26 protein-coding genes, 1 rRNA gene and 1 riboswitch are annotated in these 24,684 nt (G+C 40.6%); of the genes, 11 read left to right on the plus strand and 16 right to left on the minus strand.

Annotation, left to right across the window (positions count from 1 at the left end):
• The 5 genes from C3007_RS00005 to moaA form a co-directional block, all read right to left on the minus strand.
• Nucleotides 1–191, minus strand: a 16S ribosomal RNA gene (locus C3007_RS00005); the annotation flags it as partial.
• Nucleotides 192–529: 338 nt separating this feature from the next.
• The gene (moaE, locus tag C3007_RS00015; RefSeq protein WP_103852487.1) at nucleotides 530–982 is read right to left on the minus strand and encodes a molybdopterin synthase catalytic subunit MoaE; all 453 of its coding nucleotides are present in this window, start codon (nucleotides 980–982) and stop codon (nucleotides 530–532) included.
• The gene (moaD, locus tag C3007_RS00020; protein WP_103852488.1) at nucleotides 983–1,228 is read right to left on the minus strand and encodes a molybdopterin synthase sulfur carrier subunit; all 246 of its coding nucleotides are present in this window, start codon (nucleotides 1,226–1,228) and stop codon (nucleotides 983–985) included.
• Nucleotides 1,221–1,709 (minus strand): cyclic pyranopterin monophosphate synthase MoaC, encoded by a 489-nt coding sequence (moaC, locus tag C3007_RS00025; protein ID WP_103852489.1) that lies wholly within the window; start codon nucleotides 1,707–1,709, stop codon nucleotides 1,221–1,223. Before moaC ends, moaD begins: the two co-directional genes overlap by 8 nt.
• A 13-nt stretch (nucleotides 1,710–1,722) precedes the next feature.
• The gene (gene moaA / locus C3007_RS00030; RefSeq protein WP_103852490.1) at nucleotides 1,723–2,748 is read right to left on the minus strand and encodes a GTP 3',8-cyclase MoaA; all 1,026 of its coding nucleotides are present in this window, start codon (nucleotides 2,746–2,748) and stop codon (nucleotides 1,723–1,725) included.
• A riboswitch (molybdenum cofactor riboswitch) is annotated at nucleotides 2,737–2,884 on the minus strand. (Overlaps the previous gene by 12 nt.)
• A 203-nt stretch (nucleotides 2,885–3,087) precedes the next feature.
• On the opposite strand from moaA, the gene C3007_RS00035 reads away from it, so the two are divergent.
• Nucleotides 3,088–4,023, plus strand: coding sequence for a gluconeogenesis factor YvcK family protein (locus C3007_RS00035; RefSeq protein ID WP_103852491.1), 936 nt, complete (start codon nucleotides 3,088–3,090; stop codon nucleotides 4,021–4,023).
• Between the two features lie 53 nt (nucleotides 4,024–4,076).
• Here C3007_RS00035 and folE read toward each other — a convergent pair whose 3' ends face one another.
• Entirely contained in the window at nucleotides 4,077–4,733 is a 657-nt protein-coding gene (gene folE / locus C3007_RS00040) for a GTP cyclohydrolase I FolE (RefSeq protein ID WP_103852492.1), read from the minus strand.
• A gap of 154 nt (nucleotides 4,734–4,887) precedes the next feature.
• Between folE and moeA the strand changes: the two genes are divergently transcribed.
• Nucleotides 4,888–6,102: a molybdopterin molybdotransferase MoeA gene (gene moeA / locus C3007_RS00045; RefSeq protein ID WP_103852614.1), complete on the plus strand. Its 1,215-nt coding sequence runs from the start codon at nucleotides 4,888–4,890 to the stop codon at nucleotides 6,100–6,102.
• Between the two features lie 18 nt (nucleotides 6,103–6,120).
• Nucleotides 6,121–6,843, plus strand: a complete 723-nt coding sequence (gene moeB, locus C3007_RS00050) for a molybdopterin-synthase adenylyltransferase MoeB (protein WP_103852493.1) — start codon at nucleotides 6,121–6,123, stop codon at nucleotides 6,841–6,843.
• Between the two features lie 99 nt (nucleotides 6,844–6,942).
• Here the strand turns inward: moeB and C3007_RS00055 are convergent, their stop codons facing one another.
• Entirely contained in the window at nucleotides 6,943–8,496 is a 1,554-nt protein-coding gene (locus tag C3007_RS00055) for a DUF2813 domain-containing protein (protein WP_103852494.1), read from the minus strand.
• Nucleotides 8,497–8,585: 89 nt separating this feature from the next.
• Between C3007_RS00055 and C3007_RS00060 the strand changes: the two genes are divergently transcribed.
• The 3 genes from C3007_RS00060 to ftnA (C3007_RS00070) all read left to right on the plus strand — a co-directional run bounded on the left by C3007_RS00060 (nucleotide 8,586) and on the right by ftnA (C3007_RS00070) (nucleotide 10,739).
• Nucleotides 8,586–9,497: a LysO family transporter gene (locus C3007_RS00060; protein WP_103852495.1), complete on the plus strand. Its 912-nt coding sequence runs from the start codon at nucleotides 8,586–8,588 to the stop codon at nucleotides 9,495–9,497.
• Nucleotides 9,498–9,729: 232 nt separating this feature from the next.
• The gene (ftnA, locus tag C3007_RS00065) at nucleotides 9,730–10,218 is read left to right on the plus strand and encodes a non-heme ferritin (protein WP_103852496.1); all 489 of its coding nucleotides are present in this window, start codon (nucleotides 9,730–9,732) and stop codon (nucleotides 10,216–10,218) included.
• 20 nt (nucleotides 10,219–10,238) lie between these two features.
• On the plus strand, nucleotides 10,239–10,739 hold the full coding sequence (gene ftnA, locus C3007_RS00070; RefSeq protein ID WP_103852497.1) for a non-heme ferritin: 501 nt from the start codon (nucleotides 10,239–10,241) through the stop codon (nucleotides 10,737–10,739).
• A 28-nt stretch (nucleotides 10,740–10,767) separates the two neighbouring features.
• Here the strand turns inward: ftnA (C3007_RS00070) and C3007_RS11490 are convergent, their stop codons facing one another.
• Entirely contained in the window at nucleotides 10,768–10,926 is a 159-nt protein-coding gene (locus tag C3007_RS11490; protein WP_165779928.1) for a hypothetical protein, read from the minus strand.
• A gap of 126 nt (nucleotides 10,927–11,052) precedes the next feature.
• On the opposite strand from C3007_RS11490, the gene C3007_RS00075 reads away from it, so the two are divergent.
• Both C3007_RS00075 and uspE read left to right on the plus strand, forming a co-directional pair.
• Nucleotides 11,053–11,826, plus strand: coding sequence for an FNR family transcription factor (locus C3007_RS00075; RefSeq protein WP_103852498.1), 774 nt, complete (start codon nucleotides 11,053–11,055; stop codon nucleotides 11,824–11,826).
• Between the two features lie 127 nt (nucleotides 11,827–11,953).
• Nucleotides 11,954–12,877, plus strand: a complete 924-nt coding sequence (uspE, locus tag C3007_RS00080; RefSeq protein ID WP_103852499.1) for a universal stress protein UspE — start codon at nucleotides 11,954–11,956, stop codon at nucleotides 12,875–12,877.
• A gap of 75 nt (nucleotides 12,878–12,952) precedes the next feature.
• On the opposite strand, the gene C3007_RS00085 is transcribed toward uspE, so the two are convergent.
• A complete protein-coding gene (locus tag C3007_RS00085) occupies nucleotides 12,953–13,774 on the minus strand; it encodes an OmpA family protein (protein WP_103852500.1) in 822 nt (273 codons plus the stop codon).
• 189 nt (nucleotides 13,775–13,963) lie between these two features.
• Nucleotides 13,964–15,022, minus strand: a complete 1,059-nt coding sequence (gene sohB, locus C3007_RS00090; RefSeq protein ID WP_103852501.1) for a protease SohB — start codon at nucleotides 15,020–15,022, stop codon at nucleotides 13,964–13,966.
• A 181-nt stretch (nucleotides 15,023–15,203) separates the two neighbouring features.
• Between sohB and C3007_RS00095 the strand changes: the two genes are divergently transcribed.
• Nucleotides 15,204–15,788, plus strand: coding sequence for an FMN-dependent NADH-azoreductase (locus C3007_RS00095; RefSeq protein WP_103852502.1), 585 nt, complete (start codon nucleotides 15,204–15,206; stop codon nucleotides 15,786–15,788).
• A 192-nt stretch (nucleotides 15,789–15,980) separates the two neighbouring features.
• Here C3007_RS00095 and C3007_RS00105 read toward each other — a convergent pair whose 3' ends face one another.
• The 6 genes from C3007_RS00105 to rbsD all read right to left on the minus strand — a co-directional run bounded on the left by C3007_RS00105 (nucleotide 15,981) and on the right by rbsD (nucleotide 21,911).
• Nucleotides 15,981–16,979 (minus strand): substrate-binding domain-containing protein, encoded by a 999-nt coding sequence (locus C3007_RS00105; protein ID WP_103852503.1) that lies wholly within the window; start codon nucleotides 16,977–16,979, stop codon nucleotides 15,981–15,983.
• 40 nt (nucleotides 16,980–17,019) lie between these two features.
• Complete coding sequence (gene rbsK / locus C3007_RS00110; RefSeq protein ID WP_103852504.1) at nucleotides 17,020–17,946, minus strand: ribokinase; 927 nt, start codon at nucleotides 17,944–17,946, stop codon at nucleotides 17,020–17,022.
• A 171-nt stretch (nucleotides 17,947–18,117) separates the two neighbouring features.
• Nucleotides 18,118–18,996 carry a ribose ABC transporter substrate-binding protein RbsB gene (rbsB, locus tag C3007_RS00115; protein ID WP_103852505.1) on the minus strand — a complete coding sequence of 293 codons (879 nt, stop codon included), beginning with the start codon at nucleotides 18,994–18,996 and terminating at the stop codon, nucleotides 18,118–18,120.
• 30 nt (nucleotides 18,997–19,026) lie between these two features.
• The gene (rbsC, locus tag C3007_RS00120; RefSeq protein WP_103852506.1) at nucleotides 19,027–19,983 is read right to left on the minus strand and encodes a ribose ABC transporter permease; all 957 of its coding nucleotides are present in this window, start codon (nucleotides 19,981–19,983) and stop codon (nucleotides 19,027–19,029) included.
• An 11-nt stretch (nucleotides 19,984–19,994) separates the two neighbouring features.
• Nucleotides 19,995–21,482 (minus strand): ribose ABC transporter ATP-binding protein RbsA, encoded by a 1,488-nt coding sequence (gene rbsA / locus C3007_RS00125; protein WP_103852507.1) that lies wholly within the window; start codon nucleotides 21,480–21,482, stop codon nucleotides 19,995–19,997.
• Nucleotides 21,483–21,491: 9 nt separating this feature from the next.
• Complete coding sequence (gene rbsD / locus C3007_RS00130) at nucleotides 21,492–21,911, minus strand: D-ribose pyranase (RefSeq protein ID WP_103852508.1); 420 nt, start codon at nucleotides 21,909–21,911, stop codon at nucleotides 21,492–21,494.
• 392 nt (nucleotides 21,912–22,303) lie between these two features.
• On the opposite strand from rbsD, the gene C3007_RS00135 reads away from it, so the two are divergent.
• Together C3007_RS00135 and C3007_RS00145 are read left to right on the plus strand one after the other, a co-directional pair.
• Entirely contained in the window at nucleotides 22,304–23,677 is a 1,374-nt protein-coding gene (locus C3007_RS00135; RefSeq protein ID WP_103852509.1) for a Do family serine endopeptidase, read from the plus strand.
• Nucleotides 23,678–24,128: 451 nt separating this feature from the next.
• Nucleotides 24,129–24,515 (plus strand): tail fiber assembly protein, encoded by a 387-nt coding sequence (locus C3007_RS00145; protein ID WP_103852511.1) that lies wholly within the window; start codon nucleotides 24,129–24,131, stop codon nucleotides 24,513–24,515.
• Nucleotides 24,516–24,684 lie beyond the last annotated feature (169 nt).

Below are 24,684 nucleotides of genomic sequence, written 5' to 3' on the forward strand. Positions count from 1 at the left end.
CTCGATACTATGCGGTATTAGCCATCGTTTCCAATGGTTATCCCCCTCCATAAGCCAGATTCCCAAGCATTACTCACCCGTCCGCCACTCGTCAGCGTCGAAAGCAAGCTTTCAACCCGTTACCGTTCGACTTGCATGTGTTAAGCCTGCCGCCAGCGTTCAATCTGAGCCATGATCAAACTCTTCAGTTTAATCTTTCTCAATTCGTACACTAACAAAGCTCTGTGATTTCATTTAAAATCACGATGAATTTCAGTTAAGCACTAATTGTTCTAAATCTTTTAAGTTTTTCCAGAATCAACAAGTGCCCACACAGATTGTCTGATTGATTGTTAAAGAGCAAAAAACAACGACGCGATGTGTATTTTTCAATTTCTACAACGTCGCGTCGTTGTGTGCGGCGTATTATAGGCTTCTGAAAAATCTTTGCAAGTGTTTTTTGACAATTTTTTACAAAAAATTTCAAAAAGCCTAAATTTTAGGCTGTACACCTTAAATAAAATGAGAATACTTATAAAAAACTCAACTTTCACCACCGTTCCAAAGCCTGTTGATCACTTTCTCGATGTTCGATCCAACGTTCGCCCTTTTCTGTTTGTTCTTTTTTCCAAAAGGGCGCTTTGCTTTTGAGAAAATCCATAATAAATTCATTGGCTTGATAAGCCTCGCCACGATGGGGAGAACTCACTGCGACTAGCACAATTTCATCGCCCATATGTAGTAAGCCCACGCGGTGAATTACCGCAACGCGTAATAAATTCCAACGGGTGCAAGCCTCATCAACAATTTCACGCAAGGCTTTTTCTGTCATTGCAGGATAATGTTCTAAAAATAAACTGGATACACTATTGCCCAAATTCATTTCGCGCACTTTTCCCACGAAAACTACGGCTGCGCCGACACTATTTGGTGCTGAAACCCAACGATAAACCGCATTTTGATCGAAATTGTCAGTTTGTACCGCAATTTGAATTTCTGCCATTTAGCCCCCTGTAACAGGTGGGAAAAAGGCAATTTCATCGCCATTTTGCACCGCACTTTCAAGACTAGCCAAGGTTTGATTAATGGCAACCAAAAGCTTTTCTTTATCTAACGCCAATGCCCACTTATCCCCTTTGGCGCTCAAATGTTGGCGTAGTACTTCTGCATTGGCAAATTGGCCCGAGATTTCAATTTCATCAACACCAATCAGCTCTCGTGTTTGGGCAAAAAATAATACTTTAATCATTTTGTTTTCCTGCTAAAAAATGGCCAGATTTTCCACCGCACTTTTCTAAAAGACGAATATGTTCAATCACAATATCTTTCTGCACCGCCTTGCACATATCATAAATCGTTAAGGCAGCCACGCTTGCGGCAGTAAGTGCTTCCATTTCCACGCCCGTTTTACCTGTTAATTTGCATAGGCTCTCAATCCGCACTTGATTGCTTTCAGGCAGGGCCGTTAAGGATACTTCCACTTTTGAAAGTAATAATGGGTGGCATAAGGGAATTAAATCCCAAGTGCGTTTTGCCGCCTGAATACCTGCAATACGCGCTGTGGCAAACACATCGCCCTTGTGGTGCTGCCCTGATAAAATCATTTGCAAGGTGGATTGTGACATTGTAACCAGCGCTTCTGCTCTTGCTTCACGCACGGTTTCTTGTTTACCCGAAACGTCCACCATATTGGCTTCGCCATTATTATTAATATGAGTAAATGTGGTCATTATGATTCCTTGATTAACCGCCAATGCTGGCAAGATGATTACGCACGCCGCTATCACCATTATGTAAAAAGTGATGTTCTCGCTTACCCTGTAACGCAGAGAAAATGCGTGATTCTAAAAGAGATTTTTGATTATCCGCTTGTAACAAATCGCGCAATTCGATACCTTCTTCACCAAATAAACAAAGATGAAGTTTGCCCTTGGCTGAAACTCGCAGACGATTACAACTGGCGCAGAAGTTTTTTTCATAAGGCATAATTAAACCAATTTCACCTTGATAATCCAGGTGTTTAAACACTTTGGCTGGGCCATCTAAATAATTGCGCTGTTGCAATTGCCAGCCTGAAGCCAGTAATTTTTCTGCTAAAATTTGCCCTGATAGATGATAACGTTGGAAAAACTGATCCATTTCGCCTGTCTGCATTAGCTCGATAAAACGCATTTGAATCGGGCGATGTTTTATCCAATTTAAAAAGCCCGCAAATTCCTGATCATTGAGATTTTTCATCAGCACTGCATTGACTTTCACTTTCTGATACCCTACTTCAAAGGCACGATCAATACCCTGCATAATTTCAGCAAATTTATCCACCCCCGTAATACGCTGGAACATTTTCGCATCAAGGCTATCCACGCTCACATTAACGGACGTAATTCCCGCTTGTTTCCATGCGGCAATGTCTTTCGCCATACGATAGCCATTAGTGGTCAAGGCTATTTGCTTGATGCCTTCAATTTGCTGAATATTTTCGACAATAGAAAGAAAATCCTTGCGCAAGGTTGGCTCGCCACCCGTGATACGAATTTTTTCCGTACCAAGATGAGCAAAAGCTCGCACTAAGCGGACTATTTCACTTTGGGTAAGAAAGCTCGGTTTATTGGCTTCTGGCTGATAACCATTGGGTAAACAATAGTTACAACGGAAATTGCACATATCCGTAATGGACAGTCGCAAATAATAATATTGGCGGGCAAACCCATCAATAAGACGTGTTTCCCCCACCTGTTTCACAGGAATTTGTATAGGAATGCTTTGCATTAGACACCTTTCTAAAATGGAGAGGATAAGCCGTTTCCAACGTATCCCTGAGCAATACAAAATGCATTGCTGGCATTGCCACCCTATTTTGCAATCAACAAAACGTAGGTGAACAAGCTCGGAGTTATGCGAAAATTTTCTCTATTCTAAGGGCTTAACAACAATTTAGCTATACCTAGAATGGGATCTATATCAAAAAAATGCCATATTTTACTTATAAATCAATTATGTAAAATGCTATATAACGAAAATTCACAAAATTTCTACCGCACTTTTAAGCAAATTTGTTTATACTTAACCCTAATTCTCTTATAACGCTCACATTTTAAAGGAAAAATAATGAGTGATTTAACACCGCACAGTCGGCACGAAAATTTAGATAAGATAAATCACATTGTAGCTATTGGCGGCGGACACGGACTTGGGCGCGTGATGTCTGCGCTCAGTTTTATGAAAGAACGCTTAACGGGCATTGTTACCACCACTGACAATGGTAGTTCCACAGGCAGAATTCGGAAACAACAAGGTGGCATTGCGTGGGGCGATTTACGCAATTGTCTTAACCAAATTATCACTGAACCTAGCACCGCTTCTGCACTGTTTGAATACCGTTTTTCTGCCAATAGTGGAGAACTTGCAGGGCATAATCTTGGCAATTTAATGCTAAAAGCCTTAGAAAATATGCAAATTCGCCCCACCGAAGGGGTGAACTTAATCCGTGATTTATTGCGCGTAAAATCTTTTATTGTACCGATGTCAGAAAGTGCGGTGCATCTTGCCGCTTCCTTGCCTTCTGGCTCTAGCGTGGTAGGTGAAGTGGAAATTGATGAGCTGAGCGAACTACCTAACTCTATTTTCCTTGTTCCCCTTGTCAGTGCTACGCCTGAAGCCATTTGCGCTATTCAACAAGCTGAAGTGATTTTATTTGGCCCAGGCAGTTTTCTCACCAGCATAATGCCACCGATTTTGCTCCCCGAAATTATCGAAGCATTAAAAAATAGCCAAGCGAAGAAGATTTTCATCGACAATCTTGGAGTTGAACATAGCCCGTCCGCAGCGCTTTCTTTACAAGATCGAATAAATTGGATTAACGAAACCGTCGGGCAAAAGATTATTGATGGCGCGATCGTACAAAACGGTTTAATGCCAGAAAATAGCGATCCGCAATTAAAAATTATCGCCAGACGCTTGCGTGCTGATGACATCAGCTATCGCCACGATCGCACCTTATTGTGCAAAGCGATTGATGATTTGATTGAAGAGCTGGATAAGTAAATAAAAATAGGGCTAAAATTAGCCCTATTTTTTCATATAACCTATTGATTAGATTATTTATTTATAAGTGTTAAAAATTCTTTCCTAGTTTCACGATCATCAAGGAACACTCCACCAAACGCAGAGGTTACCGTGTAACTATTTGTGTCTTTAATTCCGCGGCATTTCACACAAAAATGGGTGGCTTTTACATAAACCGCCACATCTTCCGTTTCTAAAATCGTTTGGAAAGCCAATAAAATCTGTTCAGTTAAGCGCTCTTGCACCTGTGGACGTTGGGCAAAAAACGCTACCACACGATTGATTTTTGATAACCCAATCACCCATTTTTTCGGATAATAAGCTACCGACACCATGCCATCGATAGTCACAAAATGATGCTCGCAAGTGCTGGTTAAAGTCACATCATTCACTAACACCATTTCGCTCACTTTCATTCGATTTTCAATATTAGTGATTTTCGGGAAGTTGGCATAATCTAGCCCACTAAAAACTTCATCAACGAACATTTTCGCCAAACGAACTGGCGTTTCCTCAAGGCTATCATCTCGCAAATCCAGACCGATCAACTTCATAACCTCACGCATATGCTGCTCAATGCCTTCACGGCGCTGTGATTTTGTCAGTTGCGTATCCACCATTGGGGTTTCAATCCCTTTACTCACCAATGCCTGACGGACTTTCTCCGCCTCTGGGGAAATCTTGTTCATTCACTACTCTCCAAATTTCAAATTGGGCTATTCTATCAGACAATAAAACAATAATAAAATGAGAAAGATAGCGGTTCAGTATGAAAATTTCTATAAAAATCACCGCACTTTCTTGTAGAATAGAATGCAATTCTTGATTGAAAAAGGACAATTTATGTTAAGCATTGAACAAGCTTTAAGTGAAATGTTGGCGCAGCTTCCTGTGCCGCAGCAAACGGAAACTTTGCCGCTTTCGCAAGCGAGCCAGCGTATTTGTGCGGCGGATATTATCTCTCCAATTAACGTTCCCTCTTTTGATAATTCTGCGATGGACGGTTATGCGGTGCGTCTTGCAGATCTTGCCCAATCCAGCACACTCAGCGTGGCAGGCAAAGCTTTTGCCGGCAATCCTTTTAATGGTGAATGGTTGCCACAAAGTGCGGTGCGAATTATGACTGGTGCGATGATCCCTGCTGGTGCAGACGCGGTGGTGATGCAAGAAAATGTGCAACTTAACGAAGACGGCACGGTTACTTTCAATGAAATGCCAAAATTAGGGCAAAATATTCGCCGCGCGGGTGAAGATGTAAAACAAGGGGACGTGGTGCTAAAAACGGGTGAAAAACTCACCGCACTTTCCTTGCCGTTGCTTGCTTCCTTAGGCATTGCTGAAGTGCCGGTGTTTCCGCGTTTGAAAGTGGCGATTTTATCCACTGGCGATGAATTAGTTCCTGTTGGCGAGCCATTGAGCAGCGGTAAAATTTACGATACCAATCGCTTTACCGTGAAATTATTACTAGAAAAATTGCCTTGCGAAATTTTAGACTTCGGCATTCTGCCTGATGATGAAGCGCTATTTGAAAAAGCCTTTTTGCAAGCGCAAGAACAGGCGGATTTAGTGATCACCAGTGGTGGTGTGTCGGTGGGTGAAGCGGATTTCACCAAGACTATTTTAGAAAAACTGGGGACGGTTAATTTCTGGAAAATTGCAATGAAACCGGGGAAACCTTTCGCGTTTGGTCAATTAGAAAAGGCGTGGTTCTGCGGCTTGCCGGGCAATCCTGTGTCCGCCTTGGTTACCTTTTATCAATTAGTGCAGCCTGCCATTGCCAAGCTCAGTGGTTACAGCCAATGGCAAGCGCCACAACAGCTTAAAGCAATCGCAAGTGAAAATCTGAAAAAAGGCGTGGGTCGCAAAGATTTCCAACGCGGTTTTTATTGGGTCAATGCGCAAGGACAACTTGAAGTGAAAGCCGTGGGTTTCCAAGGTTCTCATCTCTTTAGTGCTTTCATTGAAAGCAACTGCTTTATTGTATTAGAAGCAGAACGTGGCAACGTGCAAGCGGGTGAAATGGTTACCATTGAACCTTTCAATGAATTATTGGGTTAATGAATTATTAGGCTGATTATGATCGAACTCACTGCTGAAGAAGAACTGCGTTACAATCGCCAAATTGTGCTGAAAGCCATTGATTTTGACGGACAAGAAACGCTGAAAGACAGCACGATGCTGATAATGGGCTTGGGCGGTTTAGGCTGTGCGGCGAGCCAATATTTAGCTGTGGCAGGCATTGGCAAATTGATTTTAGTGGATTTTGATACCGTTTCTTTGTCTAACTTACAGCGCCAAGTGTTGCACGATGACAGCCGTCTGGCAATGCCCAAAGTGGAATCCGCCAATCTCAGTTTACAGCGTTTAAATCCGCACGTTGCGCTTGAAGCCATCAACCAACAATTAGATGATGATGCTCTACTCGCATTATTGCAAAGCGTTGATGTGGTGCTAGATTGTACCGATAATGTGGAAACGCGCAATCAGCTAGATCGTTGTTGTGAGCAAAGCAAAACGCCACTGGTTTCTGGTGCGGCAATCCGTATGGAAGGGCAAATTTCTGTGTTCACTTATGAAGAAAATACCCCCACTTACCGCCAGCTTAGCCAGCTTTTCGGCAATGCGCCATTAAGCTGTGTGGAAACAGGCGTGCTTGCCCCAATGGTAGGCATTGTCGGCTCAATGCAAGCCCTTGAAGCGATCAAAGTGCGGTTGAAAATTGGTGAGAATTTATGTGGGCGATTATTGCTCATTGATGGCTTCACAATGAAGATTCGGGAAATTAAAATCCCCGTTTAGCCTAAATCAGCGAAACAAAGCGGCATTAATTGCCGCTTATTTTTTCTTTTTTCTGTCATTTTTCTCTATCGCTTCGTTTGTTCTAGCTTAGACGATTTCTTAAGATGAACGCGCTAAAATTAACACGCGCGTGAAAAGCTGTTTAAACAAACGCGGAATAGACGCAACCCCACGCTGTTTTATCTCATTGGATAATGCCACCGCAAGATCGGGCTTTGATGTGCGTTGTATAGCACGTTGAATGATGCGATGAGCCAAATATTTCTGTGAATGATCTTGCCAGCGTGCTAATCGAATAAAAGTTTGTTCAAAACCAGCATAATAGAAAAAATGCTCAATGTCTTTTTTCGGCAAATAAGTGAGCCGCATTGCTGGCTGTTCCTTATCATTGAGCAAACTTTTCGCCGTAGCAGAATATTTTTTGCCAGCTTCATCGCCATCAGTCAGCACATACCACTCAATCCCCATCGCTTTGGCATAATGAATTAAAGGACGCAACCCACACTGGGCAAATTCCACGATCCTGATGCCTTCCATCGCAAGATCAATGCCAAGCAATTCTGCCAATTCAGTTAAAATCCAAACTTCCGTTTCGCCCTCCACCAACAGCCACATTCGAGAAAATAATGCAAGGCTACGGTTATGTCGAATATGAAAGCTCAAACAGCGTAATTCTTCTTTATTTAATTGATGTGCAAGCTGAAAGGCTTGGGTGCGCTCTGCATTTCTGACTAAACGACAAATGGACTGTAAAGGAATTTGTGAAAGCAATTCTACGGAATTCGTGGTGGTGATACGTTGGATCGGCAAATAACTGACCAACTCCCAAATAATCGCCACCATTCTGGGGTGCAAGCGGGCATCGGGATCTTCAAATAAAATAATTGGCCGCAAGCTGTGAAAATCACGTAATTCATCAGCAGAAACAAATAATTGGGTTAATTGTTGGAACAAAATATGACGTAATGAATGATGCTGTTTTTCTCGCAATTTTAGGCAAAGGGATTTCACATCGTTCCAAAGTGCGGTGGTATCTTGCATTAATTCTGCTGCCATCGCACGATTGAGAAAATAATGTTGCAGCAAGTGCAGTGTGGATTGAATTTCACGATTGACTTTCGGATCATCTAACAAGGGCAACGCTGAAAAATGTTGATGCTTGCCCGATGAATTCAACCTTGCATCACGAAAACGGTAAACAGGGTGCTGTGCAATTAACGCCATTGCCATTTGCTCAGGATTTTCCAGCTTAAGCACATTCCCTTCGCCATCTAAAAAATGATAGGTGGTGATAATCTCTGCCCCTTGCATTTCCCCTGTAATCTGAAAATAAATTTTAGCATAGGGTTCATCATCAAAAATAGCCAATTGGTTATAAGGAAAATGCGTTAAGGATTTGGCTTCACGGTGAACGCTAAAGGTAAAGAAAAGGGTAATTTCTTTCGCCGTAAACGCATTATTTTCGTCCTGATAAAAATCTGCTGCTTGGAAGTGATAAAGGCGCTTCTCATCATTAAAAATTAAACTCAACGCCGCCAATAAACTGGATTTCCCCCACGCATTTTCACCAATCAACACCATATTCGGTTGCAAGGTAAATGAAAGGCGGTTTATGCCACGAAATCCTACAATATCTAATTGACGCAAATACATCACCGCTCCTTCTATCCTTGGTTTACTTGGTATTTTCAGTTCACTTGCGTAAAATAGCACAATAATTTCATCATTTTAAGGAAAAAACAGTGTTTGAAGGGTTACTTATCGTCCTTGGCCCAATGTGTTTGGGGTATTTTTTTAAGACAAAAAACACCGCACTTTTGCAGCGTATAAATCAAATTGTGATGCTGTTGCTCTATGTGATTTTATTCATTATGGGCGTATCTTTAGGGCATTTGGACGATCTTGCCAACACCTTACCGTTAATTGGTATTTCTGCTTTCACGTTTGCTTTAATCATTCAGGGTTGCAATATTCTCGGCTTAATACTGTATGACAAACTACGCCCACAGCCACTTAACCATTTAGGCAAAGATTTACCCTCGCGCGGGCGATTATTATTAGACAGCGCCAAACTTTGCTCAATGGTATTGATCGGTTTTGTGGTGGGAATATTGACCAAAGAATGGCTTGCTTTTCCTTTTAGTACAAGCACTTATGCTTTGGTTCTGCTGATCTTTTTTGTCGGCATTCAGCTGCGTAATAACGGCATTGCGTTGCGTGAAGTCATCTTCAATAAGCGTGGGCTTTACACAGGTCTGGTTTTTATTCTCACATCATTGTTAGGTGGGATTATTTCCGCTTATGTACTAGATTTACCCGTTACACAAGGCTTGGCCATTGCGTCAGGCTTTGGTTGGTATTCCCTTTCTAGCGTGGTGATTAATGATGCTTGGGGGCCTGTTTTTGGCAGCATTGCCTTTTTTAATGATCTTTCACGGGAAATTGTCAGCTTATTCATTATTCCCTTTTTTATGTTTAATTATCGCTCTACCGCCGTTGGAATGGCAGGCGCAACCGCATTAGATTGCACCTTGCCGATTATTCAACGTTCTGGTGGCATTGAAGTTGTGCCGCTGGCAATTAGTTTTGGCTTTGTAACCAATATCGTACCGCCTATTTTACTGGTATTTTTCTCTAGCATTCCCCTTGCTTAAATGTTCACTTACAGCCTGTATATCGTGATACAGGCTGAAAAAATTCATCAAATTTCCACCGCACTTTATTTATTACCATTTGGCAATAAGAACGATTCTCTCAAATAGAATAATTATTATTAAAATTCCCTTTAAAAATTAATAACTTACAGATATTTTTAGTTGCAAAAAAGAAAAAACTGGTTAAACTATGCCCACTATATTTTATTGACCATTAAGGAAAGGAGTGGCTATGTTACAAGACGCGATTATTAAAAAACTAAACGAACAAATTAATTTGGAATTTTACTCTTCCAATGTGTATTTACAAATGAGTGCTTGGTGCTCAGCAAACGGCTATGAAGGTGCCTCAGCCTTTTTGCTCCGCCACGCCGATGAAGAAATGATGCATATGCAAAAATTATTCACCTATGTAAATGAAACCACAGGTATGCCATTATTAGGCAAAATTGAAGCACCAAAAAATGATTACAAATCCTTAAAAGAAGTGTTTGAAATCACCCTTGAACACGAAAAATTCGTTACCGCAAAAATCAATGAATTAGTAGAAGTTACCTTTGAACACAAAGACTACTCTACTTTCAATTTCTTACAATGGTATGTGGCAGAACAGCACGAAGAAGAAAAATTGTTCAGCAGCATTATTGATAAATTCAATTTAGTGGGCGAGGACGGACGTTCCCTTTACTACATTGACCGCGATTTAGCCACATTAGAATAATCAGAATAAAGGAGAGAAAAATGTTATCAAACAACGTGATTAAATTATTAAACGATCAAATGAATTTGGAATTTTATTCCTCAAACTTATATTTACAAATGAGCGCTTGGTGCGAACAGCAAGGCTTTGAAGGAGCGGCACAATTTTTATCTGCCCACGCCGCAGAAGAAATGCAACATATGCGTAAATTGTTTACCTATTTAACTGAAACAGGCGCATTGCCAATCATTAGCGAAATTGAAGCACCGCCGCACGAATTTAGCTCATTAAAACAAGTGATTGAAACCACTTACCAACACGAAAAGCTGATCACCAGCAAAATCAATGAATTAGTCGGCAAAACCTTTGAAGAAAAAGACTTCTCAGCCTTCAATTTCTTACAATGGTATGTAGCAGAACAGCACGAAGAAGAAAAATTATTCAGCGGTATTTTAGATAAACTGAATCTTCTTGGCGATGACGGCAAAGGGTTATTCTTAGTGGATAAAGACCTTGCAAAACTTGCTGTGAATCACGGTTAGTTGTCATTGGTTATTACTAGAAAGCCAGCTACTCGCTGGCTTTTTCTTTGTCTGAAATTTGCTGATTTTCCACCGCACTTTGGATTTTTTCATAATGGCAAGTGCGGTAGAAAAATGCGGAAAGTAGTACGCAGAGCATTAAAATAATTTGGATTAAACGTTTTTTGGTGAGTTTTTCTGTTGCCATTATTATTTCCTTAACAATTATTTAACTATTTAAAACTTCTTAATTTTACCATTTAGTGGTATCATTTCTTGCGTTAGATCAATTTTATATGATTTTTTCTGCTTTACCGAGTTATTTGAGGATTAAATGAAGATTTTAGCTAATGACAGTAAAATTGGGCGTCGTGTTCAATCCGGCGGCTGTGCCATTCACTGCCAAGATTGTAGTATCAGCCAACTCTGTATTCCTTTCACATTAAATGAACACGAACTAGATCAGCTTGATAACATTATTGAACGCAAAAAACCTATTCAAAAATCTCAAGTCTTATTCCAAGCTGGCGATCCTCTTACTTCTCTGTATGCTATCCGTTCCGGCACGATCAAATCTTACACCATTAGTGAAACAGGTGAAGAACAAATTACGTCCTTCCATTTACCCGGTGATCTCGTTGGCTTTGACGCAATTACTAATATGCAGCACCCAAGTTTTGCACAAGCCCTAGAAACCGCAATGGTGTGTGAAATCCCTTTTGATATTTTAGATGATTTATCAGGCAAAATGCCAAAACTGCGCCAACAAATTATGCGCTTAATGAGTAGTGAGATTAAAAGCGATCAAGAAATGATCCTCTTATTATCTAAAATGAATGCAGAAGAACGCTTAGCCGCATTTATTCATAATCTTTCTCGCCGTTACTCCGCTCGCGGTTTTTCAGCACGGGAGTTTCGTTTAACAATGACCCGTGGTGATATTGGCAATTATTTAGGCTTAACCGTTGAAACCATTAGTCGTTTGCTAGGGCGTTTCCAAAAATCAGGTATGTTATCCGTGCAGGGCAAATACATCACCATAAATAATATGGCAGAATTATCACAATTAGCAGGTGTAACCAAAACGCGCATTCAAATGGTAAGTTAATTTACTTTTCCGCTCTTTCTAGTGCAACAATATGTTGCACTAGATCACGTTTTTCCCTACTCTAACTTGTTATTCTTGCCAATCTTTTCTATGCTATAAGACACTTAACCATCATTTGGAGGTTGTTATGAAATTTAAAAATATTTTGGTTGTGTTAAATCCCGAAAATGAAAAGCAATATGCCCTTGCTCGTGCAGTGCGTTTAGTCAAAGAACAAAAAAGTGAAAGCAAGGTAAAAATCACCACCTTTATGACGGTTTATGATTTATCTTATGAAATGTCTGCGCTACTTTCTTCAGAAGAACGTGAAAATATGCATCAAGGTGTTATTGAGCAACGCCAAAAAGCAATCCAACCTTATTTGGACAAATACGCCGATCCAAATATTGAATTTCATTCAGCGGTGGTTTGGAATAGCAATGAAGCCGAAGCCATCGCCGAAGAAGTTGAAAAAAATAGCTATGATCTTGTGGTGAAATATACACAGGAAGAAGAAAGCATTACTTCGCTCATTTTCACCCCAATGGATTGGCAGCTATTACGCAAATGCCCTGCGCCAATAATGATCGTGAAAGACGGAGATTGGAAACATCAACGCCGTATTTTAGTTGCCGTTAATGTGTCAGATGATGAAGATCATCATAGCTTACTCAATAATGAATTAGTTACACTCGGCATTGATTTAGCAGATAGTTTGGAACGTGGAAATGTACACCTTGTTACAGCCTATCCGCCAACACCGATCAATATGGCAATAGATTTACCGGAATTTAGCACCGCAGATTATAGCAATAGTATCCGCGGACAATATTTGATCAATATGAAAGCTTTACGCCAAAAATTTAATATTGATGAAGATCACACTCACGTTAGAGAGGGGTTCCCTGAAGATGTTATCCCTGAAGTAGCAAAAGAATTAGGGGCAGAAATGGTAGTACTAGGCACAATCGGCAGAACAGGACTTTCCGCCGCTTTCCTAGGAAACACCGCTGAACACGTTATCAGTAAATTAAATTGCAATTTATTAGCGATTAAGCCGAATGACAAATAAGGCAAAAATATAATACAAAAAAGCTGATTTCACATTTGAAATCAGCTTTTTCATTTCAACATCTAAAACGCCAGATTATTTTGCATAAAGCGGAGCTGGACCAATAGGACCACCTTTCGTTGTTGCCTCTTGTTGCTTTAATAATTTACCTGATGAAGAAATTTCTACACGACGGTTATCACGTAAACAGTCTTTTAATGCTTGGCCTCCAGCAACATCATCACAAGCTTTAACTTGATATGCCTTTCCATAACCAATTGCTTCAATATGTGCTGTTACTCCCTGTTGAATTAATCTAGCCTTAACTCTATCAGCTCGACGTTGTGAAAGTTTCAAGTTATACGCTACAGAACCCAAACGGTCAGTATGACCAGACACCTTAACATCTTTAGCTTGTGCTTCTTTCAACTGTTTAGCTACGTTATCAACAACCTCAATTCCTTTTGGTGAAAGAGTATCTTTATTAAAGTCAAATAAGAAATCACCTTTTAAGCTGAAAGATAAGCTACCATTACAGCCATTCGGATACCAAAAGAAACTTTGGGCATTCATATCTTTGTCAAATAAAATCTTGTACTGACAGATTTTGTGCTCACCATTTTCACGATAATTGAAAACATAATCCCATTCACGAACACCAAATAAGCCTTCTGCGAAATGTGGACGATCGATCAAGTTATAAATTTGATCTTTATTCATACCACGTTCAATCATTCGCACATTATCCCAATTTGGCCAAGAGCCATATTGACTACCATCGTGGTTAAATTTAGAATCCTCAATTTTCGGCCAAACTAGATCTTCTGATGTACCTTCATCAGTAACCTTACTTAAGTTTCCGCATGCTGCTAATGTCGTTGCAGCAACAGCTGAGAATAAAAGATGTGATAATTTCATATTTTTACCTTAACACTATAAATAAATCATTACTTGGAAATGAACAGAATGCCCAAATGGCATTTTTGTTCGGCACTATATAGTAAAGCTAATTATCAATAAAGTAAATTAACAAAAACCCTTTACTACACGAAATCCCACAAGTTTTTTGTCAAATAATGTAAAGATAACGTTTTTTATATTTTACCCTTAGTACAAAGTCCGCTCATTACGCTTCAACCAGCTCAACAACAGATTATCTGCGCTTTCTTCAGCTTGTTTTCCTAATTTCTGCACAAGAGATTTTTTCATTGTGTATTTCACTGAAAGCACGAGTCTGTCTTTAATGGCTTGTAAGATCAAATCATCGCTGGTGGCAATTTCATCGACTAAGTTTAATCCTAGTGCCTGCTGACCAAACCAATGTTCCCCTGTGGCGATTTGTTCCACATCAATTTGTGGGCGGTGTTGAGCGACAAATTGTTTAAATAATTGATGGGTTTCATTTAACTCTTGCTGGAATTTTTCTTTGCCTTTTTCAGTGTTTTCGCCGAGTAAGGTTACGGTGCGTTTATATTCGCCTGCTGTCATCACGTCCACATCAACATCGTGCTTTTTCAGTAAACGATGAATATTCGGCACTTGCGCCACCACGCCAACTGAGCCAATAATGGCAAAAGGCGCGGCAATAATTTTATCCGCCACACACGCCATCATATAGCCACCGCTGGCCGCTACTTTATCCACGGCTACGGTTAATTTTATTTGATGCTGTTTCAAGCGTGCTAACTGAGAAGCCGCAAGTCCATAGCCGTGTACCACACCACCAGGGCTTTCCAAACGCAGCAACACTTCATCTTCTGGTTTAGCAACGGCGATAATGGCACTCACTTCTTCACGAAGTGCGGTGGTTTCTGAGGCAGAAATATCCCCTTTAAAACTCAACACAAATAAATGAGGCTTGCGTTCGTTTTCTGGATTATCGCCTTTTTTACGCTTTTCTTTTTCTGCTTTGGCTTTTTGTTTTTCTTCTTTTTTACGCGCTTTCTCCGCTTGTTTTAACGCATCTTCAGAAAGATGAAACTCCGCCAAACGCTTGGTGTTTTCTTCATATTCTTGCGATAAATCGGTAATCACTAACTCCCCTGCTTGGTGAGATTTTTTCTGTTTAAACGCCATAATCATCGCGACAATCCCTGCGATAACCAATAACACCGTAAGAATTTCTAGAATAAATAAGCCATAGCCCATTGCTAATTCTGACCACATAAGCTGTCCTTTTTGTTAAATAAAAATCAAAATGCGATCATAAAGCATTTCTGGCAAAGTGCAATTTTCCGCTTATTATTTACCATTAAGAAAAAATCTTTTTCCTTTTTTACGATTGTTCTAGAAAAAATTCGCTCTATAATGACCGCACTTTATGATAAGCACAGTTTAAGGATTTATTATGTCAAAAGTTCTTGTTTTAAAATCGAGTATTCTCGGCGATTATTCACAAACCAATCAACTTGCAGACTATCTTGTATCAAAATTACCCGCAGGAACAGATGTGGTTGTGCGTGATTTAGGCGCTAATCCATTGCCACACTTTGATGGCGTTGCTGCCAATGCCTTGCGTGGTGAGCCAAAAACAGAACAAGATAAAACATTGCTAGCCCTTTCCGATGAGTTAGTAGCAGAATTAAAAGATGCGGATACCATTGTCATCAATGCGCCAATGTACAACTTTAATATTCCAACTCAATTAAAAAGCTACATTGATTTCATTGCCCGTCCGCGTGTTACGTTCCAATACACAGAAAACGGCCCTGAAGGCTTAGTGAAAGGCAAAAAAGCGATCGTTTTAGCCTCTTTCGGTGGTGTTCACCAAGGACAAGCCACCGATGTTATCACCCCTTATTTAAAAACGTTCCTTGGCTTTATCGGCATTGATGATGTTGATTTTGTTTATGTAGAAGGCGTAGGTTCTGGCGCAGAAGTCGCGGCAAAATCGCAAGAACAAGCGAGAGCGAAAGTGGATACATTGATTTAATGTATATGAGAAAAAAGAGCAGGTCTCCCCTGCTCTTTTTCGTTTACTCCGCTGCCAACTCAATCAACCTCAATGTCAATTCACAAGATTTCACGAAAGAAGTAACAGGCAGAAATTCAAAGCGGGAATGAAAGTTATGTGCGCTGGTGAAATAATTTGACATTGTGATGTCTTTCATAGACATACAAATTGTCAGAGCAAACTACACACAGAATCCCGCCAAATTAATTTAGGTTCTAGCAAAATAGATTGTTCGCTTTTATGGGGGTTTTTAATACGTTCTAACAGCGTTTCCACCGCAAGTTTGCCTAATTCGGCTTTAGGTTGATGAATGGTGGTGAGCGGTGGGGCGAGATATTGCGCCAGGGTAATATCATCATAGCCAATCACAGAAAGATCTTGCGGAATACGCAAACCATTTTGCCACGCCACTTGATAAACGCCTACTGCAATCGTGTCGCTACACGCAAACACAGCCGTAGGCCGTTTGCCAGCTTGTAATAGTTTTTTCATTCCTTCCACGCCACCTTCAAAATCAAAATGGCTTTCGATAATCCATTCATCACGAATGGCTAACTGATGTTCGTTTAAGGCTTTTTTATAGCCTTGCAAACGATTTTGTGCGAGGGATTTATTCAGATTTCCGGTGATAATCGCAATCGCTTTATGCCCTTGCTCAATTAAGCATTTTGTCGCAAGATATGCACCAAGTTCAGAATTTTCATAAATTTTATCTGCACTTAATGCCGTTGGCCACCAGTCCATTATCACCATTGGCAAGGCTACATCAAGTTGTTTAAGAAAGGAATGACGGCTATCAGAATACATTAACAACAAGCCGTCCACCTGTTTTTGAATCAGCGTTTGAATATTTTGCTCTAAGCGTTCTTCATTACCATCTAGGTTTGAAATAATCAGATTATAATCGTGCTGATTACAATATTGCTCAACGCCACTCACCACTTCCGCGAAAAAAGGGTTGTTGGTTGCGGTAACCAACATTCCCAAGGTTTTGGTTTGCTTGATTTTCAAACTTCTTGCCAAGGCGGAAGGGCGATAATTAAGCTCTTTGACAACCTTCATTATGCGTTCTCGCATTGCTTCGCTCACATAGCCCGTGTTATTAATCACGTGCGATACGGTGGAGGTGGAAACCTGCGCAATGCGTGCAATGTCTTTCATTGTTGCCATAATGACTTCTCAAGTGGTTATTTACTAAATAGTTGTCATTCTAATGAGCCTGAGCCAAAAAATCGAGCGTTTCTTGCCGAGTAGGAATGGAGGTTTGTGCGCCTAAACGGGTAACACTTATTGCGGCAGCAGCTTGGGCAAAATGAATGGCTTGATTTAACGATTTGCCCTCTAATAATGCCGTCATCAACGCCCCATTAAAGGTATCCCCAGCGGCGGTGGTATCCGTTGCCTGCACCACAAAACCTTGCACGATTTCTTGTTGGTTTTGATGGCTAACAAAAACCCCTTTCGCACCTAAGGTAATCAAGACAGTTTCCACCCCTTTTTGATGAAAAACTTGCGCAGATTGCACCGCACTTTGGTAATCAACCACTTTCACACCTGTAAGAATTTCTGCTTCTGTTTCATTTGGTGTAATCATTGTTAGCTGAGCCAACAATTCATCAGGCAGTGGCTGTGCAGGGGCAGGATTTAGCACCACTTGCTTACCTGCTTGTTTCGCTAATTTCGCGGCACACAGCACACCGTCTAAGGGGGTTTCTAATTGCATCAGCAAGGCATCGCTCTGCTCAATCATATGAGCGAAAGACTGCACCCTATCAGCATTCAGATAAGCATTCGCCCCTGCGGAAATCACAATGCTATTTTCTCCGCTGTCTGCCACTTGAATCATTGCGATCCCTGTGCGAGCCTGTGTAACTTCAGAAATGGCTGCCGTATTCATTCCCTCTTGCGCGAAAGATTTTTTCATCTCCCGCCCAATATCGTCATTTCCTACACAAGCGATAAAATTCACCTTCGCCCCCAAGCGTGCTGCTGCCACCGCTTGATTTGCGCCCTTTCCACCATATACCACTTGATAATTACGTCCCGACAAAGTTTCCCCCGGCTGCGGGAAATGCGACACTTGGATAAGATGATCTGCGTTAATACTGCCGAGAATGGTTAGGGTTGAATTGTGCATAGTTATTCCTTAATAAAAATCACGAAAAAAAGCACCGCACTTATATTTTGTGCATATTGCGAAATACATTGATTAAAACGTGATGAAACGCAAAAAATATTTCGCAATATACCCAATATACGAAAGTGAAATTCAAGGCGAATACTAAATCCGCCTTGAATCATTAAAGGATTATTGACTGACCACTTTTAATGGCACAGGGATTTGTGCTTCAACAGCTTCGCCTTTAATCACTTTGTCAGCAGTCTGCACGCCTAATGCACCGATTAACTCTGGTTGTTGTGCGATAGTTGCGGCTAATTTGCCACTTTTTACTGCTTTTACGCCATCATCTGTACCATCAAATCCAACAATTAACACGGATTTATTCGCTGCTTGAACAGCTCGAATTGCACCGAGTGCCATTTCATCATTTTGAGCAAATACCGCTTGCACATTTGGTTGCGCAGTGAGCAAGTTTTCCATTACATTTAAGCCTTTGGTGCGATCAAAATCTGCTGGCTGACTGGCTAATACGTCAAATTTATGCGCTTCTACCGCTTGTTTAAAACCTTCACCACGCTCACGCGCAGCAGACGTTCCAGCAATACCTTCTAATTGAATGACTTTCGCATTATTTCCTAATTTTTCTGCGATGAAATCACCTGCCATTTTTCCGCCAGCCACATTATCAGAAGCAATATGGTTCACCACTTTGCCTTGTGCCGCGCCACGGTCTAAGGTAATCACAGGAATATTTTTTTGATTTGCCATTCGCACGGCACTTGCTACTGAGGTAGAATCCGTTGGGTTAATCAGTAATACTTTTGCACCGCGTACGGTAACATCTTCAACATTCGCCAGCTCTTTTGCTGGATCATTTTGTGAATCTAAAACCACAAGGTTATAGCCCAATTTATCCGCTTCTTTTTCCGCCCCTTCTTTTAGGGTAACGAAAAACGGATTATCTAAAGTTGAAACGGCTAATGCAATGGTCTCTTTTGCCACCACCGCTTGGCTAACAGCCGAACCAAGAATCACTGCGGACGCCAGTAACGTTAATTTTTTCATACACATCTCCTTTCATTAGGTGAGTTTAAGTTAAGCATTTTTTCGACTGAAAAAATGATCGGTAAGTACAGCTGCCAAAATAACGATTGATTTTGCAATCATTTGATAGTAAGAAGAAATATCTAATAAATTCAACGCATTATTTAAGAATCCAATAATCAGCGCACCAATTAATGTGCCAAATATACGCCCTTTTCCGCCCATTAAACTTGTGCCACCGACAACAACTGCGGCAATCGCATCAAGCTCATAGGACACACCCGCAGTTGGCTGTGCGGAAGATAATCTTGAAGTCACAATCAATCCTGCAACGGTGGCTAAAAATCCGCTTACTGCGTACACGAATATTTTTACTTTATCCACATTAATGCCTGATAAACGGGTTGCCGATTCATTGCCACCTAGGGCATAAATATAACGTCCCATTGGGGTATGTTTTAAGATATACCAAGCAACAAGAAAAATAATTGCCATTAACCAAATTGGGAAAGGAATATTGAATAAATACCCTGTTCCAAGGAAAGAAAATTGATCTGCTACATCAGAAAAGCCAAGGCTGATTGGTCGCCCATCGGTATAAACCATTGTTACACCACGCAATAAGGTCATTGTTACCAAGGTGGCGATGAAAGCCTGAACTTTACCTTTCGCGATAATCACTCCGCTGATGCCACCTAATAATGTGCCACAGAGTAAAACAAGGGGAATCACAATAAAAATAGATAAATCAAGGTTCACCAGTGAGGCGGCAATCGCGCCAGTTAATGCCAATACCGATCCTACTGAAAGATCGATCCCTGCAGTTAAAATCACAAAGGTCATTCCCACTGCGATAATGGCATTGACTGAGGTTTGACGCAAAATATTCAGCAAATTATCCATTGTGAAAAAATTCGGATTAATGCTAGAAACAATTACAATCAAGACAATTAAAGCCAAAATTGAACGTTGCTCAATCAGGAAATTTTTTAATTTTGTTGTTGTCATAATCTATCCTTTTAATGCTGTTGCGTGATAGCGGCGGTTAAGAGCTTTTCTTGGCTCACATCTTCACGCAAGAATTCACCGCGAATTTCGCCATTATTCATCACCAAAACGCGATCACTCATACCAATAATTTCTGGCATATCGGAAGAAACCACGATAATGCTCATTCCTTCTTCTTTAAACTTATTGATTAACTGATAAATTTCCTTTTTTGCTCCCACATCAATACCACGGGTTGGCTCATCTAAAATTAAGACATCAGGCCGTGTCATCAACCCTTTGGCAATCGCAACTTTTTGCTGATTACCGCCTGATAACAAGCCGATCGTTTGATCCATTGAAGGGGTTTTCACATTAAACAGTAGAATAAAATCATTGACGGTCATTTTTTCAGCTCTGTGATCGATCGTCCCATTCTTAGTGAGCTGCTTTAATGCGGTGAGTGTCATATTTTCTTTAATTGACATTCCCAATACCAAGCCATCACCTTTACGATCTTCAGAAATATATACAATGCCATTATTTAAGCCATCTTGCGGGGAACGAATCGTCAAAGCACGATTATGTAGAAAAATCTCACCGCTCTTTTTCGGTAACGCGCCATAAATGAGTTTCATCAGTTCCGTTCTGCCTGCCCCCATTAAACCTGACACGCCAAGAATTTCACCGCGATTTAACTGAAAAGACACGTTATTAACGCCCTGCCCCGTCAAATTTTGCACGCGTAATACTGGCTCACCAATAGGGCTATCAAGATGGGGATATTGTTCTTCCAGCTTTCTACCCACCATTAGTTCAATAAGCTGTTCTTCATTAATGGCGGAAAGCTTACTTTCTGCAATAAACTCGCCATCGCGTAAAATGGTGACATCATCACAAATAGTAAAAATATCTTGCATTCGATGAGAGATAAATACGATCCCACAACCTTCCGTTTTCAGTTCTCGAATGACGTCAAACAGGGCTTGAGTTTCAGAATCGGTTAAGGCATCGGTTGGCTCGTCCATAATAATCACCTTGGCATCAAAACTTAATGCTTTAGCGATTTCAATCATTTGCAACTCACCTAAGGAAAGTTTTGCGACAGGTGTTGAAGGGTGATGTTTGACTTTCAAACGTTGTAGCAATTTTGCGGATTCTTCCGTCATTTTAGCCCAATCAATACCACCAAATTTATGAGTAAATTCTCGTCCTAAGAAAATATTTTCAGCAATGGTTAAATTAGGAATAATATTGAGTTCTTGATGAATAATACTGATTCCCGCTAACTGAGAAAATTTCGGATTTTTATACCGCACTTTCTCTCCGTGAAAATAAATCTCTCCGCTATCTTGCTGATAAATCCCTGTGAGAATTTTCATCAAGGTTGATTTGCCAGCGCCATTTTCGCCCATTAATGCCATTACTCGCCCCGCATAAACGGACAGGCTTGCATTATGCAATGCACGCACGCCAGGGAAGGATTTACAAATGTTATCTAATCTTAAAATGGGTTTCATCACGCCCCCTTAAAATGGTACACCTGAAACAAGAATGATATTGGCATAAGGCGTACATTCGCCCGAACGCACTATGGCTTTGCTCTCTTGGCTCAAGGCTTTAAATTCTTCGTGGGATACATAATCCACTGTAATTTCGTTGTTTTGTTGCCGCGCTAATTGTTCAAGTTTCTGCAATAACGCTTGATGAATGCTCGGGTTTTGGCGTTCAATTTCTTTGGCTAAAATCACTCGCTCCACAAAACATTCACCCACTACAGCATCAAAAACCGATAAAAAACTTGGAATCCCTGCACTCAAGGCAAGATCTACGGTTTCCATTCCCATTGGAATGGGTAAGCCTGCATCACAAATTGTTAAAAAATCCGTATGCCCTAGCTGCGCTATTTGTAATGACAGCGGCGCATTCAAAATTCCTGTTTTCTTCATATTGCCTCCCTAAAAACCATATCAAAACCTTATAAAAACTTTATCGAAACGTTTCGATAAATAAAAAATAACCGATCTAACCAAAATCTAAAATACCAAATTTTTAAAAATGTGAGAAAAATCACAGAAAATTTCCACCGCACTTTGTTTTTCACGAAAAATTAAAATTTAATAAAAATGAGAACTAAGTTAAAAAAATCCAGTCATTTACCTCTTTTTTTGTAATTTCTCAAAAACCATACAATTTTTACGAACAATTTTTTATTTTCTTTGTCTTAGGCAAAACAACAAACACGCTTTCAGCAATGAAAGAAAATAGCGATAGATCCCTTTAAAAATTGAGATCTGTTCTTATTTTAAAATGACACTTAGTAACGAAATGGAGAAATGAAGTGAAAAGAAAACATTTTTTATTAACGAGTATCGCTCTTGGCTTAACTGTGCTTGGCACTTCGGTGAACGCAACGGCAACATTGCCCCCACCAAGCACGCTTTCTGGCACGCCTACTTTAGCGCCAATGCTAGAACAAGTTCTACCTAGCGTCGTTTCCATTGCGGTGGAAGGAAAACAAAAAGCACGCTTCCAAAATGACGATATTCCTGAAGAATTCAAATTTTTCTTCGGGCCGGATATTTTTAAGAACAACGCTCCGCGTAGCTTCAAAGGACTCGGCTCTGGTGTGATTATCAATGCCGCAAAAGGTTATGTGCTAACCAATAATCACGTTATTGATCAAGCAGATAAAATCACCGTGAAATTACAAGACGGACGCGAATTTAAAGCGAAATTAGTGGGCGCAGATGAGCTTTCTGATATTGCCTTAATTCAGCTAGAAGATCCGAAAAATCTTACTGAAATCAAAATGGCTGACTCCGACAAACTACGCGTTGGTGATTACACCGTGGCAGTCGGCAACCCATTTGGTCTAGGACAAACAGTAACCTCAGGGATTGTTTCTGCTCTTGGACGCTCAACTGGCTCAGAGCGCGGTAGCTATGAAAATTACATTCAAACTGACGCCGCAGTAAACCAAGGCAATTCTGGTGGTCCATTACTTAACCTTAATGGCGAATTAATCGGCATCAATACTGCCATTATCTCACCGAGTGGGGGAAATGCTGGGATCGCTTTCGCTATTCCAAGCAATATGGCAAACAGCCTTGTGAAACAAATCCTTGAATTTGGCGAAGTTCGCCGTGGATTATTAGGCATTAAAGGGGCTGAACTCAATGCTGATTTAGCCAAAGCCCTCAAAATTGATGCACAACAAGGCGCATTCATAAGTGAAGTATTGCCAGATTCTGCCGCAGAAAAAGCGGGCTTACAAGCCGGTGATGTGATCACGGCAATTAACGGACAAAAACTATCCAGCTTCGCCGAATTGCGAGCTAAAATCGCCACCACTGGTGCAGGTAAAAATGTGGAATTAACCTATTTACGCGATGGTAAATCCAACACCACTTCCGTTACCTTGCAACCAGATGAAGAAGCCAAAGCCAGCGCAACAAACCTTCTCCCAGCCTTAGAAGGCGCAGAGTTAAGCAACTATAATGCAAAAGGGCAAAAAGGCGTTGAAATTAGCAAAATTAAGGATAAATCCTTAGCCCAACGCTTAGGCTTAAAAGACGGTGATGTGATTATCGGCATAAACCGCGCACCAGTTGAGAACCTAGACCAATTGCGTAAATCACTCAAAGATAAACCTTCTACTATCGCATTAAATATTTTGCGTGGTAAAACGAATTTTTATTTGTTAGTGCAATAAACTGAGGAGGCTTATAAAGACAGCTAATAAAACATCAGTTGTATTACCAAATAAATTCCAAGCTCCACATGTCCTTTAAAAGGACATGTGAATATCACATACTCCTTGAGTTTATCTCTTAAATTCATTATTTAATAAATTATATGTATATAGTAAGGGGCTTGAAGGGTTTTAATCGCTAAAGAAAGTGCCCAACCTTGAAAAGGCTCACTAGATTGTAATACACCAGGCTTTTTTAAGACCACGAGATAGTAAAAAAGATTATAGCGGTTCCTCCTTTAAAGATGTTTGCATAAGGTTTGGACTTGTCGCTTGACTTGCACTTTTTCCCCTGTAACAGGTGTACAGGTAACAGCTCAATCAGGAAATAGTTCATCATAGCTAAAAACCTGTCATTAAAGACACTCTCTTTACCCCATTTTATCTGGTTGACTATGGTTTTAGGATTCAGATGCACAAACCTGAGCCTAAAGATGACTTTGATATTGTACATTGCCAAGATGATTTGTGTTGGATGTATATACCAGATTATCGCGGACAAATTTATTATAACACTGTTACAGGTGAACCAATTACCATCAACGAGCTAAGCAAAACTCCGAAAAATCTCACCGCACTTAAACCATTGGATAAAACGTGCAAGTGGGACGGTGAGAAATGGATACTTGATAAAAACAAACGGAACTCCCCCCAACAACGCCAACAAATTCGCAATGCTAACGCTATCAATACCAAACATGATGATAGATGCGTAAACGGCGGGAGTTATGTGTCAGCGATCCCCAAAAGGGGGATACGGACAAAAAAGCCGTGCGACACTAGTCGAAATCAAAGCTGATTTCGATTGAAATGGTAAAGAGGATAACGGAGAGCCACGCATTTTTACGCTAATTTATGCGGATAACAGTGCCGCCCCCTTGGAACTACCGACCAATGGTTTAATACTTATTACTGATGGCAGAGCGGACGAAAACCTTTTCAAGCCATTGCTATCGCCGTGCTATACT

This window comes from Avibacterium gallinarum (assembly GCF_002921135.1).
Taxonomy (GTDB): Bacteria; Pseudomonadota; Gammaproteobacteria; order Enterobacterales; family Pasteurellaceae; genus Avibacterium; species Avibacterium gallinarum.